This window comes from Celeribacter ethanolicus (assembly GCF_001550095.1).
GTDB lineage: Bacteria > Pseudomonadota > Alphaproteobacteria > Rhodobacterales > Rhodobacteraceae > Celeribacter > Celeribacter ethanolicus.
In genome coordinates this window covers 32,836-45,897 of sequence record NZ_LRUC01000006.1, presented here as the reverse complement: position 1 = coordinate 45,897, position 13,062 = coordinate 32,836, and the positions used below count along the sequence as shown (strand labels likewise).

Here is a 13,062-nt window from a genome sequence, read left to right as displayed (position 1 = left end):
TCATTCTCCGCCCTCCAGCGCTTCGACCTGTCGTCCCGCATACAGAAGATGCGAGCCCGCTCCGACCACGACATCGCCTTCTTCCAACCCTCCGGCGATGGAAATCATGTCATCCTCATAGCTGTCGATGCGCACCTGTTTCGGCGTCACCGTGCCCGTTTTCGGGTCGCGCACCCAGACGGCGGGGCCCTCGACACTGGCGCTCAAAACGGTCCAGGGCAGGAGAATGCGCGGCGTCATGCGCAACGCGACACGCCCGGTGATCGAGGTGCCGATGGGAATATCCGCTACCTTGTCGGCGGGAATATCGGCATGGATTTCCACGGTCCCGGTGGCGTTGAGCACCGGCAGAACCTCTGTCACAGTAGCCTCGAAAGCCGCGACGGGGCCTGCCGGATCGAGTTCGATCACATGACCGCGCAGCGAGGACAGCCCCGCCGTGTCGGGGGCGAGAAACACCGCCTGGCGCTGGTCTTCCGGGGCGAGCTGGACAACGGCAGTCCCGGCGGAGACCACCTCACCAAGATCGGCGTAGCGTTCGATCACCGTCACGTCACGATCGGCCTTCAACTCCGTATCCTCATAGGCCTGCTCTGCGGTTTCCAGCAGCGCTCCGGCCTGATCGCGCTGTGCCTTGGCTTCCAGATAATCCTGTTGCGCGGCGTCGTTTTGCGCCTGCGTGCCGACGCCACGGTCCAGCATGGATTGTGTCCGGTCGCGGGTCTGCACCGCCTGCACGAGCGCGGCCTCCGCTGCGTCCAGATTGGCTTGGGCGGCATCAAGCTGAGCGACGACATTGGTCGGGTCGATGCGGGCGATCACCTCGCCTGCGGAAAAGCGCTGACCGACTTCGGCACTGAGCATGTCGATCTGGCCTCCGCGCCGGAAGGAGGCGGGGAAGCTGTCGGTCGCCTCGACCGAACCGATCACCCGCAATTCCTGCACCACCGGCTCGGTTTTCGCGGTGATCAGCTCGACGGCCAAAGGCGGCTCCGCCCGCCCCGCCAGCGGCAACACCGCCAGAAAAAGCGCCACAAGCATGTTCCGGTCCGCCATCATCGCGTTGCTCCGACTGTCATGAGGTTCTCTCGTGACATATGAGAATTGACACATTTGTCAACTTTGAATTGGTCCCGCCCTCCTCGTGCCACGCGGGAGAACAGCGGACCTCGGCCTTTTGCGGCAAAATTCGCACAGTTTCAGGCGTTGCAAGACGACGATAAAAATATCGCCACGAAAAAGTTGACAGAAAAACTCAGACTTAATATCCAAAGTGAAGAGAACGGGAAAGTCCCGTGAGTCGCGCAGCCCGCGCGGCCCCATGGCAAGCAGAGGCGGAAAACGCCCAGCCAGTCTTGGTGATCCTCAACAACGTGAAGCAATTCACCGCCAACCGAAAGGCAGGCGGATTGAGATGACTGATAAAGACACAAGCCCAAAGGCACCTGAAATGAACGCACATGTCACATCCCTGACCGCAGAGACCGGTCAACTCCCCCCGCTCGACGCCCGCAACCTGATTGCCGAAGGCAGCACCCGTCAGATCAACCTGGACGGCCAGATCTACACTCTGCGCATCACCCGCGCGGGCAAACTGATTCTGACCAAATGACCGGTCGGCGCATCCAACGTCCTGTTTCGACGGGCTTCCGTGAACTCAGAGCCGCCCTGCGGTTCATCGCGACGCTTCACAACTGCGGCTGAAACCGCCCGGAAGTATCACCCGAGACCGGTAAGGTAATAGACCGATCCGTCGCGCTGCTTCATGCTGGTGACAAATCAGACATGAAAGCCAAGACCTTGACCCGGATCGAACAGATTGAAGCGAAAATTATCGACGTGCCCACCATTCGCGGGCACGTTCTGGCGATGACCACAATGCTGGCCCAGTCCTTCGTGCTGGTCCGCATCCGGTTCTCGGATGGTTCCGAGGGCATCGGCGAAGGCACCTCCATCGGCGGCCTGAGCTATGGTGTCGAGAGCCCGGAGAGCATTCGCTCCGCCATTCTCACCTATATCGCGCCCGTTCTGGCCGATCAGCCGGCGGACAATGTGAACGCCGCGATCCAGCGCATGGACATGGCCGTGAAGGGCAACAACATCGCCAAGGCCGCCGTGGAAATGTCGCTTTGGGACGGGTTGGCCCGACGTCAGGGCGTGCCGCTGGCGGATCTCTTCGGCGGTGCGGTGCGGACGTCCATCCCCTGTGCCTGGACTTTGGCCAGCGGCGTCTCGGCGAAAGACATCGACGAAGCCCATGAGATGCTCGACACCAAGCGGCACAACATCTTCAAACTGAAGATCGGCAAACGCCCGGTGCGCGAGGACATCGCCCATGTCGAAGCCATCGCCAAGGCGGTGGGCGACCGTGGCCAGATCCGCGTCGACGTCAATCAGGCCTGGTCGCTGCACGATGCGCGCTGGGGGCTTTCGGGGCTTGAGGACATCGGCTGCACGCTGGCCGAGCAACCTGTTGTCGGCAGCGACCGGGCGGGCATGGCGGAACTCACCGCCGCGCATCGCATCGCGGTGATGGCCGACGAGGGCCTGAGTGGGCCGGCGTCGGCGATGGCCTATGCCTGTGACCGCGCAGCCGATGTGTTTGCCGTCAAGGTGGCGCAATCCGGCGGGCTGAAACGCGCGCGCGAGGTCTGCGCCATGGGCGAAGCAGCGGGGATCGGGCTTTATGGCGGCACCATGCTGGAAAGCGGCGTCGGCACGGCGGCGGCGCTGCATCTCTTTGCCACGGCGGACCGGATGACATTTGGCTGCGAATTGTTCGGGCCGCTGCTCTTTGCCGAGGAAATCCTCGCCACACCGCTCCGCTACAGCGATTTCGAAGTGCATCTGCCGGAAGGTCCGGGCATCGGTGTGACGCTGGACGAGGACAAGATCGCGCGGTTCGATCGCGACGGCATCCAGGGCGGACTTCGGGCGGTCGGGGCATAAGCCCCGCCCCCGCTCCGCTCAGAGCATCTTGCGCGCGACGGTTTGCGCGATCTGGATGAAATTCTTCACATGCACACCTTGTTCGTCGAGACGGTGGCTCACCGAGAGCGCCGTCTTGTCGAGTTCGGGCTCGATGCCGAGGAAGCGAATGCCGTTGCGCTTGCCGGTCGCGACCGAGGCGGGGACGATGCAGACGCCCTCCCCGATGGCCACAAGGCTCAGCGCCGTTTGCAGATCCATGGTGAACACCCGCTTGAACCCGGTGAACCCCTTGCTTTCGAGATTTGATATCACGAAATCGGCATAGCTCGGTCGCGGGAATTCCGGGTAGAGGATGATGTTCTGCCCCTCCGCACTGGCAGGATCGAAACGGTCCCCCGGCCCGGGTTGGAACATGTCGGGTACGGCGGCGAGCAGGGCCTCTTCGGTCAGAAACCGGGTCTGGAACTCCGAATCGGCCAGCGCCGGGCGAGCAAAGGCCACGTCGATCTCACGGCGCACCAGAGCGCGGTGCAGGCGGGCGTTGTTCATCGGGAAAAGACCGAGATTCACCTCCGGGTAATGCGCCCGGTAGGATTTCACGATGGTCGGCAAAAGCCCGTAGGTCGAGGAGCCGACAAAGCCCAGACGCAGCCGCCCCTCGGCGCCCTGCCCGATGCGACGCGCCTCAAGGATGGCATCGTCGATCTGGGCCAGAATGGCGATCACACGCTTGTAGAGCTGCTCGCCGGCCTGTGTGAGCGTGATCGCATTGCGCCCCCGGTTGAACAGCAGAACGCCGATCTCCGTCTCGATCTGTTTGATCTGACGGCTGAGCGGCGGCTGCGCCATGTCGAGCCGTTCGGCGGCACGTCCGAAATGCAACTCCTCGGCGACCGCCACGAAATATTTCATCTGCCGGATATCCACGCCCGTTCCTCCCCTTAGGCCCCGGGTATGAAACCCGGTTTTGCGGATAAGCGAAAGCCCCCGCGCATCGGCGGGGGCTTGTCATTCTGTCACAGTCTCTTTGCGGATTTACGCGGATTATTCCGCAGCCAGAGCCGCTGCTTCCGCCGCTTTCATAACGAAATCGAAACGGACATAGAGATCGGTGTCGTATTCGTCACCGGCCGGACGGAACTCAGCCACGAGGCTTTCCTTGACGGCGAAGACGCTGTCTTTTTCGAGGAAGTCACTGGAGCTGTCGAAAATCTGGCTGACGAGGCTGCGATAACCGTCTTTCGAGATCATGAAGTGCATATGACCCGGACGGTTCGGGTGGTGGCCCATGGCGCGGATCAGTTCGCCTGCGGTTTCATCCGACGGGATCGGATAGGGCACCGGACGCACGGCGCGGAAGGCATAGTGGCCCTCGGCATCGGTCAGGAAACGACCCCGCAGATTGTAATCCGGCTGATCCGGGTCGTGGTTCTCATAGAGGCCGTTCGGCGCATCTTCCCAGACGTCCATCATCACGCCTTCGATGCCCTTGCCATTGGCGTCGCGGATATAGCCTTCGAAATAAACGGTTTCCTCGTCGTCGAAATGTTTCTGAACGGTGGAGGCGCCTTTCGGCAGAACCGGCGGGTTTTCGCGGTAGAACGGGCCGAGCACGGTGGATTCGCTCTCATCCCCTTCGATCGGGTGGGTCAGCATGTCGACCAGCACCTCGACACCAAGGATGTCCCCCAGAAGGATGAATTCCTGACGTTTGTCATCGGTGATCTGACCAGCGCGGGCGAGGAAATCACAGGCATAGAGGAACTCATGGTGCTGGATTTTCGCTTCGCGGCAGAAGTCATGCAGGTGACGGATCAGAGAGGTCATGATCTCGAGGTTGCGGGGGGTGATGTCCCCGTTCTTCCCCAACGATTCCAGAACAATCTCGGTTACATTCTCAATGGTCACATTGCGCATCTTGGTCCTCCTCAAAGCCTGGCGCGGCATTTCATGTTGCGGGTGAAGACACCCGTCTTCAACGCTGGGGTCGATGATTTCAGAGCGAACGCCCCGTTCCAATACGCATCCCGGTATCGGTCAATACCCGAACGTCTCGACAGCACCTCATGCGCGCGCGGCGGCCTCCGGGTATCGGGAGATACCCCTTTCGACATTGCTGAATGCCGCACGCGAAAGCATGGTCTCCCCGAATGACACAGACACGGGATGATGCAGGAATGCTCGACAAATGGACCGCCATGGGAACCGCCCTCGAGGCGCGCGCCCATCTTCTCAGATTGGGACGGCTGTTTTCCGAAACGGTTCTGATTCAACTTGGCGAAGACGAATATTACCTCACCTTCGAGAAAGGCCATCTGGTCGATGTGACCCCCGGGCCGAGCCGCAAGACGCCGTGGCGGTTTGCGCTGCGCACCGATGCGGAGGCGCTCGAGGCGTTCTGGCAACCGATCCCCGAAGCGGGCTTTCACGATGTGTTCGGCCTTGTGAAGATCGGGCGGGCACGGGTCGATGGCGACATCCTCGTCCTCGTCAAAAATCTGCGCTTTTTCAAAGAATTCCTTGCCCTTGGCCGGGACACGACTTCGGGCATGGAGGTGTCGGCATGAGCGCGATTGATCCCATCGTCGGCCGGTATGTGACCGTCACCCTGAGTGGTCGCACCCACCGCATCTATTTCGAAGAGGCCGGTCAGGGCCGTCCGGTTCTCTGCCTGCACACCGCAGGCGCGGACACCCGCCAGTGGCGTCACCTGATGAACGATGCCGAGGTGACTGCGAACAATCGTCTGATCGCCTTCGATCTGCCGTGGCACGGCAAATCCCTGCCGCCGGAAGGGTTCGAGACCGAAGAATACCTGCTGACCACCGAAGCCTATATCGAAACGGTTCTGGCCATCGTCGAGGCACTCGAACTGGAGACGCCGGTTCTGGCGGGCTGTTCCATGGGCGGGCGCATTGCGCTTCAACTTGCCGCACTTCACGGAGACAAATTCTCGGGCTTCATCGCCATCGAGGCCTCCGATTTCCAACCGGCCTGGTACGACATCGACTGGTTCCACCGTCCCGACGCCCATGGCGGCGAGATGGGCGCAGCGCTGGTGTCGGCTAACATCTCGCCCTACGCGCCGAATGCCGAGCGGTGGAACACGCTCTGGATGTTCATGCAGTCCGGGCCGGGGGTGTTCCGGGGCGATCTGTCTTTCTACACGAAAGACGAAAGCCTGATCCCGCGCCTGCCGCAAATCGACACGGGCAAAACCCCGGTGCATATTCTGGTCGGCTCTTACGACCTGACCTGTACGCCTGAGGATGCCCAGCGCACGGCGGATGCCATTCCCGGCGCGACCTGCACGGTGATGGAAGAGCTCGGCCACTTCCCGATGAGCGAACACCCGGACGGCTTCCGTCCGTTCTTCATCGACGCGCTGGCGAAGATGCCTGTGTAATCCCCCCAAATAAATCCACGCACAAAAGCACGCGCGTCCGGCCTTCCGGGCGCGCGTTTCCGTTTTGCACATCTTTCCGGTTTTCCGATCCCCTTCCCGTTCCCGACAAGGGTCGATACACTGTCCGCATGAGTGTTGTGCCCGTGCTTCCCCTGCCCGACGATGTGATCGCCTGCCCGTCCTGCGACGCGCTGATGCATGACCGGGACGTGGCGCTTGGTGAAACGCTGCGCTGCCCGCGCTGTCATGCGGTGATCGAGGCGCCGCGGGCGCTGGCGATGACGCGGATCATCATGCTGGCTCTGGCGGCACTGATCCTGATGATCGCGGCGATCTTCTTTCCCTTTCTGGAGCTGGGCGCCGCCGGTATGGTGCGGCGCAGTTCGCTTCTGGATACGGTGATGGCGTTTTCGACCGGGCTGACCGCGCCTTTGACGCTCGCCATGGCGGCGCTGATCGTGGTTTTGCCGGTGACGCGGTTTCTCGCACTCTTGTATGTGCTCGGGCCGATGGCCTTCGGATGGCGCCCCGCAAGATATGCCGCCCCGGTGTTCCGCCTCGCCGAAGCGCTCAGGCCCTGGGCCATGGCGGAGGTGTTCGTCGTCGGCGTCGCGGTCGCCCTGGTCAAGGTGGCGGGGCTTGCGCATATTTCCATCGGCCCGGCGTTCTGGGCCTTCGTCGCGCTGGTGATCGTGACAGTGCTGAAAGACAATTTCATGAGCAGAGTGACGGTTTGGAAAACGCTGGACGCCCGACGCAAATCGTAACCGCGCGCGAGGCGGGGCTGATCGGCTGTACCCATTGCGGGCGCGTGCACCCGCTTGGCACGCGGGTCTGTACCCGGTGCGGTGCGCATCTGTCGCCACGCAGCGAAGCCTCTCTGCAACGGGTCTGGGCGTGGTGGATCGCCGGGCTCGTTGTTTATATTCCTGCCAATCTCTATCCGATGCTGCGCACCGCCTCACTGGGCAAGACGCTGGAAAACACCATCCTCGGCGGGGTGATCGAACTGATGCGCCATGGCGATGTCGCGGTGGCGCTGATCGTCTTCGTCGCCTCCATCGTCATTCCGGTCGCCAAGTTCATCGCCATCGCCTATCTCGCGCTCAGCGTCAGCCACCGCGTGCGACTTTCGGCACACCGGCGGCATATCCTCTTCGAGGTGGTTGAATTCATTGGCCGCTGGTCCATGATCGACGTATTCGTGGTGGCGATCCTGTCGTCTCTGGTGCGGCTGGATTTTGCTGCCACGATCTCGCCGGGGATCGCGGCAGTAAGCTTTGCGCTGTCGGTGGCCTTCACCATGCTGGCGGCCCTGAGTTTTGATTCAAGGCTGATCTGGGATGCGGGGAAAGAGGCCGAACAAATGGAAAAGGAGCGCTCCCTTGGATGAGCCACAGATCGCAGAGCCTCTGATCGAAGGTCCGAAACAGTCGTTTTGGCGCAATCTGTCCGTTGTCTGGCTGGTGCCTCTCGCGGCGCTGGCCGTCACGCTGTTCATCGCGTGGCAAAGCTGGGCCGCGCGCGGACAGCCGATCGAGATCCTGTTCGAGAATGCCGCAGGCGTGACCGCCGACGAGACCATGATCCGCTACCGCGATGTCGATGTCGGCGTGGTCGAGAGCGTGTCGTTTTCCGCCGATCTCACCTCCGTTCTGGTGCGCGCCCGGATCGACCGGGCCGTAGCCAAGGCGCTGCCTGCGGATGCGGAATTCTGGGTCGTGCGCCCGGAGGTCTCCGCCAGTGGCATTTCCGGCCTCTCGACCGTCCTCTCGGGCGTCTATATCCAGGCGGCCTTCGACCCGAATGCGGCGGAAAGCGGCGTCACGCAGTTCACCGGTCTCGACACGCCGCCGCTGGTGCTTCCGGGTATGAAGGGCACGAAAGTCACCCTGCGCACCGCCGATGGCGGCCAGCTTACCGCCGGGGCGCCGATCTATTATCAGGGCATCGAAGTCGGCAAGATCGAGGCCCCGCGCCTGCTGGAAAGCGGCACGGGCGTGGTCGTCGACGCCTTCATCAACGCGCCGCATGACAAGCGCCTGACCTCGGCGACACGATTCTGGCAGACCTCCGGGTTTTCCGTGAACATCGGACCTGGCGGGCTGAACCTATCGGTCGGGTCGGTTGCCGGTCTTCTGCGGGGCGGGCTGTCTTTTGACACCGTGTTCTCTGGCGGCCAGCCCATCGGCCAAGGGCAGATTTTCGATCTCTACGAGAACGAGGAAGAGGCGCGTTCCAGCGTTTTCAAGGAGGCGATCGAGAACCCGGTCGATCTGACGGTCGAGTTCGAGCAATCCGTCGCCGGGCTGACCGTCGGCTCCCCCGTCGTCTACAAGGGGGTGAAGATCGGTGCGGTGTCGACCCTTGGCGCTTTCATCGAGGACGGACCTGAGGGCCAGATCGTCGTGCTGCGCGCCACGATTTCCATCGACCCGAGCCGTCTCGGCCTCGCCCCCGACACGCCGCCGGCCCAGACCATCGCGTTTTTCGCAGGCGCCGTGAAGGATGGGCTGCGCGCACGGCTGATTTCGCAAAGCATCTTCAGCCGGTCTCTGGCGGTGGAGCTTGCGGAGCTGCCCGATGCCGATCCCGCAACGCTCGGCGTCTTCGCGATCACCGCGCCGCTTTTGCCCTCCGTCGCCTCCGACCTGCCCGATCCCGGCGCGACCGCCGAGGGGCTGATGAAACGGGTCAACGACCTGCCGGTCGAGGAGCTGATGGAACAGGCCATTGCCACGCTCGCGTCGGTCGAGAGCCTTGCGGGTGACGAAAACCTGCGCGCGGCGCCCGACGCCTTTGTCGGGCTGATGGACGATGCCCGCGCCGTGATCGGCGGCCCGGATGCGCAGGCCCTGCCCGGCGAACTGCGTCAGGCGGTGGCGGAACTGCGCGGCATCGCCGAGGATCTGCGCACGGCCGAAGCCGTGGCCAAACTGGTCACCGCACTGGAAGACGCCTCCGAGGCCGCCACCTCCGTGACCGAGGTGGCCGAGGCCTTCGATGAGAAAATCGCCGGTGTCCCCGATCTGATCGACGGGCTCAACCAGTTGACGGAAAAGGCCAATACGCTTGAACTTGAGCAATTCCTGACCATGGCGACGCAGCTTCTGGACGGGGCCGACAAGCTCATAGATCAGGACAGCACGCGCAAACTGCCCGAAAGCCTGACCGGCGCACTCGATGAGGCACGCACGGCCCTGGCCGAGTTGCGCGAAGGCGGTGCGGTGGAAAACACCAACGCCACACTGGCCTCCGCCCGCAGCGCCGCCGAGGCGGTCGAGGCCGCCGTCGCCGATCTGCCCCAGATCGCGGAGCGGATCGACGGGCTGGTGAGCGAGGCCGAAGGAGTTCTGGCAGGCTACGGTCAGAATTCCCGCTTCAACCGCGATACGCTTGATACTCTGCGCGAGCTGCGCTCGGCGGCAGAGGCACTTTCGAGCCTTGCGCGGACGCTTGAGCGCAATCCCAATTCCCTCTTGTTTGGACGGTAAGCCATGACACGTCTTTTGCCCCTTCTGCTTCTGAGCCTCGCCGCCTGTGGCGACACCGATCCGCGTTACCTGATGGCCAGCGCACCCGCGACGGAGGTCTCGCGCGTGTCGCTTCGGGTGGCGACGCTGGAAATCCGTCAGGTCACGCTTCCTGCCTATGCCAATGACGATCTGCTCCTGCGCGAAGGCGCGGACGGGGCGCTGACCCCGATCGAAGGTGCGCTTTGGGCCGACACGCCGGCCCGCGCCATGACCCAGCAGATCGCCGACCGGCTCAGCGCAACCACGACCGCACAGGTCGCCGCCGAGCCCTGGCCACTGGCGCGTCCGGCGCAGGTCGAGGTCGATGTGCGCGTCTCGCAAATGGCCAGCCGTGCCGATGGCAAGCTGCATCTCGCGGGGCAGTTCGCTGTATCCTCCTTCGATCAGGTGGTGCGCGAACGCATCGTGCCCTTTGCCATCGCCGTGCCTCTGGCCTCCGACACGCCTGCGGGGATCGCGGCGGCTTCAGGGCGCGCGGTGGATCAGCTCGCCGGGCAGATTGCCGCCAGCCTCGCGCGATAAGTGCGCAGGCAGGCGCGCAAGCTGCGCAACAAATTCACAGTTGCAAATGTTCAGACTTCCGAACATACGAATGTCATGGGGGACGGTTTCTTGAATATGCGGGTTTTGCGTGGCTTCTGGGCCATGTGTCTCGCTGCGCTTCTGGCGGTTCAGGTTTCCATCGCCTTCGGCCCCGATGCCCGAAGCGGCGTCACCCTGTCCGAAACCGAGGTCTTGCTCCAGCTTTGCGGCACGCCCGGCGGCAACGCGACCCTCGTTTTCGACACCGCCACCGGGACGGTCCGCGAAGTTCCCAGCGGCGACGGATCGCAGGGGGCCGACTGCCCCTATTGTGTGGTCGGCGCGGCTTTTCTGGTTGCCGAAACCCTTTTGCCCGAAGCGGCAGGTCGGCTCCACAAGGCCGAGATTGCGCCCACGGACACGCATCAAATCTACATCGCCCAGCGCGATTTCAGCCGCTCGACGCGGGCACCCCCTCGGATTGTCTGAGCTTTCACATGGCCCGAAACGGCCTTGGGACCGGGATCGGAACATCCCGTCCCGGAACGATCTGACACATTCATAAATCCCAGAGGGACACAGATATGACCACCTTTCACACGGTGCGCCTTGGCGCGACCGCGCTTTTGCTGAGCACCATTTCCACGCTGGCCTATGCCCAGGACGCGGACCTCGTGCTCGATCCGATCTCCGTCGAGGATCAGCAGCCCGTCACCCAGGGCGCGCAAAGCTACGCTTTCGACCCCGCTCTTTTGCCGGTGCCTGCCGGTCTCGATGGCGGGGCGCTTCTGTCCTCCGTGCCGGGCGTTTCCGGCAGCCGTATGGGCGGCCACGGCATCGACATCATCATCCGCGGCATGCAGAAGAACCAGCTCAACGTCATCGACGCGGGCAGCTTCACCTATGGCGGTTGTCCGAACCGCATGGACCCGCCGAGCGCTATGGCATCGTTTTATCGCGCCGACGAGGTCATCGTCGAACGCGGCTATGCCAGCGTGACGAGCGGCCCGGGCGGCTCCGGCGGCACGGTGCGACTCGAACGCAACGCCCCCGAATTCGACGAGGGCAAGCCAGTCTCCGGCGATCTGATCCTAGGCGCGAACAGCAATGGCAACGGGCGCTCGATTGCCGGAACGGTCTCGGCCGATCTGGGCCACGGGTTCTATGCGGAGCTTTCGGGCGAACGCAAAGAGGCCGACAATTACGACGACGGCAATGGCGATGAGGTGCGCAGCGCCTTCACTCAGAAAAGCGCCGGACTGACCCTTGGCTATGCCGTCGATGGCACCGAGCTTGCGCTCGACATCGAAAAGGACGAGGCGCTCGACACGCTGTTCGGCGGTGCGGGCATGGACAGCCCGAGCTCCGAGACCATGACCTACCGGCTGCGCGGCGGCACGGATGTCGACATGGGCGTTTTGACCCGCATCGAAGGCGTGCTCTACAGCAGCAATGTCGATCACGTCATGGACAACTATTCGCTGCGTCCCAACATGATGCCGATGGGCATGCGCGTGCCGACCACCTCGGACACGATGGGCGGCAAGATCGAAGGCCAGTTCGATTTCGGGGCGACCACGGCGAAAATCGGTGTCGATTACCAGTCGAACAACCGTGTCGCCTATGCCTATCGCGGCATGATCCCGGCTATCGAGGCGGAAAACCCGAGCACGGTTGTCGCCCTGATGTGGCCGGATGTGACCATCGCCCAGACCGGGCTTTATGCCGAGACCAAGACCAAGCTTTCCGAGGTCAACACGCTGAAATTCGGGCTGCGCTACGATCATGTGCGCTCGACCATCGGTGACGCGGATGGCAATGCCACCTATCCCGGTGCCGCCACCCCGAACGACGTTTACAACACCGTCTACGGCGTGACCTATGACGGCGCGGTGACGGAGGACAATTTCGGCGGGCTGGTGCGGTTCGAACATCGGCTCGATGCGGAGACCATGCTGTTTACCGGACTGTCGCGTTCGGTGCGCACGGCGGATGCCAACGAGCGTGCCATGGCGCGTCAGGTCGGCACCTCGATCTGGGCCGGGAACCCGGAAATCGCACCCGAGAAACACACCCAGTTCGATCTCGGCGTCGAGATCGCCAAGACCGACTGGAGTTTCAACGCCACGGCCTATGTCGACAAGGTGGACGATTACATCCTGCGCCAGACCGTCGGCACGGTGACCTCCTATGACAATGTCTCGGCGCTGATCGCAGGGGTCGAACTGGGCGGGCATGTCACCTCGGGCGCCTGGACCTTCGCGGGCGACATGACCTACACCTATGGCGAGAACGAGAGCGACGACAAACCGCTGGGCCAGATCCCGCCGCTGATGGGATCGCTGAGCGCCACTTACGGTGCCAATCTCTGGCAGGCGGGGGCGCGGGTGAACTGGGCTCTGGGGCAGGACCGGATCGACCCGGTGCTCGATTCCGACGAGACGCCCGGCTATGCCACGCTCGATCTGTTCGGCAGCTATGAGATCGCCGAGAATGTCCGGTTGATGGGCGGCATTGATAACGTCTTCGACAAGGCCTATGCCAATCACCTGAACCGGGAAACCGTATTGGGCGAGTCGACCGGGACGATGAACGAGCCGGGCCGGAACATCTACCTGACGATGCAGGTGCAGTTCTGATCCTGTGGGCGCACCTCTTCGGGGTGCG

General features: G+C 63.0%; 13 protein-coding genes. 10 read left to right on the top strand and 3 right to left on the bottom strand.

Going from position 1 to position 13,062, the window contains the following annotated elements:
* Window positions 1-1,056, bottom strand: coding sequence for an efflux RND transporter periplasmic adaptor subunit (locus NH195_RS02085; RefSeq protein WP_162265846.1), 1,056 nt, complete (start codon window positions 1,054-1,056; stop codon window positions 1-3).
* Window positions 1,057-1,450: 394 nt separating this feature from the next.
* Between NH195_RS02085 and hemP the strand changes: the two genes are divergently transcribed.
* Window positions 1,451-1,612 carry a hemin uptake protein HemP gene (gene hemP / locus NH195_RS20725; protein ID WP_081423747.1) on the top strand — a complete coding sequence of 54 codons (162 nt, stop codon included), beginning with the start codon at window positions 1,451-1,453 and terminating at the stop codon, window positions 1,610-1,612.
* 173 nt (window positions 1,613-1,785) lie between these two features.
* Window positions 1,786-2,949 (top strand): muconate cycloisomerase family protein, encoded by a 1,164-nt coding sequence (locus NH195_RS02080; protein WP_066702368.1) that lies wholly within the window; start codon window positions 1,786-1,788, stop codon window positions 2,947-2,949.
* Window positions 2,950-2,967: 18 nt separating this feature from the next.
* On the opposite strand, the gene NH195_RS02075 is transcribed toward NH195_RS02080, so the two are convergent.
* Together NH195_RS02075 and NH195_RS02070 are read right to left on the bottom strand one after the other, a co-directional pair.
* Window positions 2,968-3,858 (bottom strand): LysR family transcriptional regulator, encoded by an 891-nt coding sequence (locus NH195_RS02075; RefSeq protein WP_066702366.1) that lies wholly within the window; start codon window positions 3,856-3,858, stop codon window positions 2,968-2,970.
* Between the two features lie 117 nt (window positions 3,859-3,975).
* Window positions 3,976-4,848: a dioxygenase family protein gene (locus tag NH195_RS02070; protein WP_066702365.1), complete on the bottom strand. Its 873-nt coding sequence runs from the start codon at window positions 4,846-4,848 to the stop codon at window positions 3,976-3,978.
* A gap of 233 nt (window positions 4,849-5,081) precedes the next feature.
* Here NH195_RS02070 and NH195_RS02065 point away from each other — a divergent pair, with 233 nt between their 5' ends.
* From NH195_RS02065 to NH195_RS02030, 8 genes are all read left to right on the top strand, one after another.
* The gene (locus NH195_RS02065) at window positions 5,082-5,498 is read left to right on the top strand and encodes a hypothetical protein (protein WP_238379678.1); all 417 of its coding nucleotides are present in this window, start codon (window positions 5,082-5,084) and stop codon (window positions 5,496-5,498) included.
* Window positions 5,495-6,337, top strand: a complete 843-nt coding sequence (locus NH195_RS02060; RefSeq protein ID WP_066702356.1) for an alpha/beta fold hydrolase — start codon at window positions 5,495-5,497, stop codon at window positions 6,335-6,337. The genes NH195_RS02065 and NH195_RS02060 overlap by 4 nt, the downstream gene beginning before the upstream one ends.
* Before the next feature lie 128 nt (window positions 6,338-6,465).
* Window positions 6,466-7,104, top strand: a complete 639-nt coding sequence (locus tag NH195_RS02055) for a paraquat-inducible protein A (RefSeq protein WP_066702353.1) — start codon at window positions 6,466-6,468, stop codon at window positions 7,102-7,104.
* Complete coding sequence (locus NH195_RS02050) at window positions 7,071-7,730, top strand: paraquat-inducible protein A (RefSeq protein ID WP_066702351.1); 660 nt, start codon at window positions 7,071-7,073, stop codon at window positions 7,728-7,730. Before NH195_RS02055 ends, NH195_RS02050 begins: the two co-directional genes overlap by 34 nt.
* Window positions 7,723-9,831, top strand: a complete 2,109-nt coding sequence (locus NH195_RS02045; protein ID WP_066702349.1) for an MlaD family protein — start codon at window positions 7,723-7,725, stop codon at window positions 9,829-9,831. Before NH195_RS02050 ends, NH195_RS02045 begins: the two co-directional genes overlap by 8 nt.
* A gap of 3 nt (window positions 9,832-9,834) precedes the next feature.
* Window positions 9,835-10,395: a PqiC family protein gene (locus tag NH195_RS02040; protein ID WP_066702347.1), complete on the top strand. Its 561-nt coding sequence runs from the start codon at window positions 9,835-9,837 to the stop codon at window positions 10,393-10,395.
* A 75-nt stretch (window positions 10,396-10,470) separates the two neighbouring features.
* Window positions 10,471-10,884 carry a DUF2946 family protein gene (locus NH195_RS02035; RefSeq protein WP_155846056.1) on the top strand — a complete coding sequence of 138 codons (414 nt, stop codon included), beginning with the start codon at window positions 10,471-10,473 and terminating at the stop codon, window positions 10,882-10,884.
* A gap of 95 nt (window positions 10,885-10,979) precedes the next feature.
* The gene (locus tag NH195_RS02030) at window positions 10,980-13,034 is read left to right on the top strand and encodes a TonB-dependent receptor domain-containing protein (protein WP_066702342.1); all 2,055 of its coding nucleotides are present in this window, start codon (window positions 10,980-10,982) and stop codon (window positions 13,032-13,034) included.
* Window positions 13,035-13,062 lie beyond the last annotated feature (28 nt).

Bases quoted from the DNA above. Each gene is read 5' to 3' on its own strand.
- NH195_RS02085 (WP_162265846.1), bottom strand. From the start codon at position 1,056: ATGGCGGACCGGAACATGCTTGTGGCGCTTTTTCTGGCGGTGTTGCCG.
- hemP (WP_081423747.1), top strand. From the start codon at position 1,451: ATGAACGCACATGTCACATCCCTGACCGCAGAGACCGGTCAACTCCCC.
- NH195_RS02080 (WP_066702368.1), top strand. From the start codon at position 1,786: ATGAAAGCCAAGACCTTGACCCGGATCGAACAGATTGAAGCGAAAATT.
- NH195_RS02070 (WP_066702365.1), bottom strand. From the start codon at position 4,848: ATGCGCAATGTGACCATTGAGAATGTAACCGAGATTGTTCTGGAATCG.
- NH195_RS02065 (WP_238379678.1), top strand. From the start codon at position 5,082: ATGACACAGACACGGGATGATGCAGGAATGCTCGACAAATGGACCGCC.
- NH195_RS02060 (WP_066702356.1), top strand. From the start codon at position 5,495: ATGAGCGCGATTGATCCCATCGTCGGCCGGTATGTGACCGTCACCCTG.
- NH195_RS02055 (WP_066702353.1), top strand. From the start codon at position 6,466: ATGAGTGTTGTGCCCGTGCTTCCCCTGCCCGACGATGTGATCGCCTGC.
- NH195_RS02040 (WP_066702347.1), top strand. From the start codon at position 9,835: ATGACACGTCTTTTGCCCCTTCTGCTTCTGAGCCTCGCCGCCTGTGGC.
- NH195_RS02035 (WP_155846056.1), top strand. From the start codon at position 10,471: ATGGGGGACGGTTTCTTGAATATGCGGGTTTTGCGTGGCTTCTGGGCC.
- NH195_RS02030 (WP_066702342.1), top strand. From the start codon at position 10,980: ATGACCACCTTTCACACGGTGCGCCTTGGCGCGACCGCGCTTTTGCTG.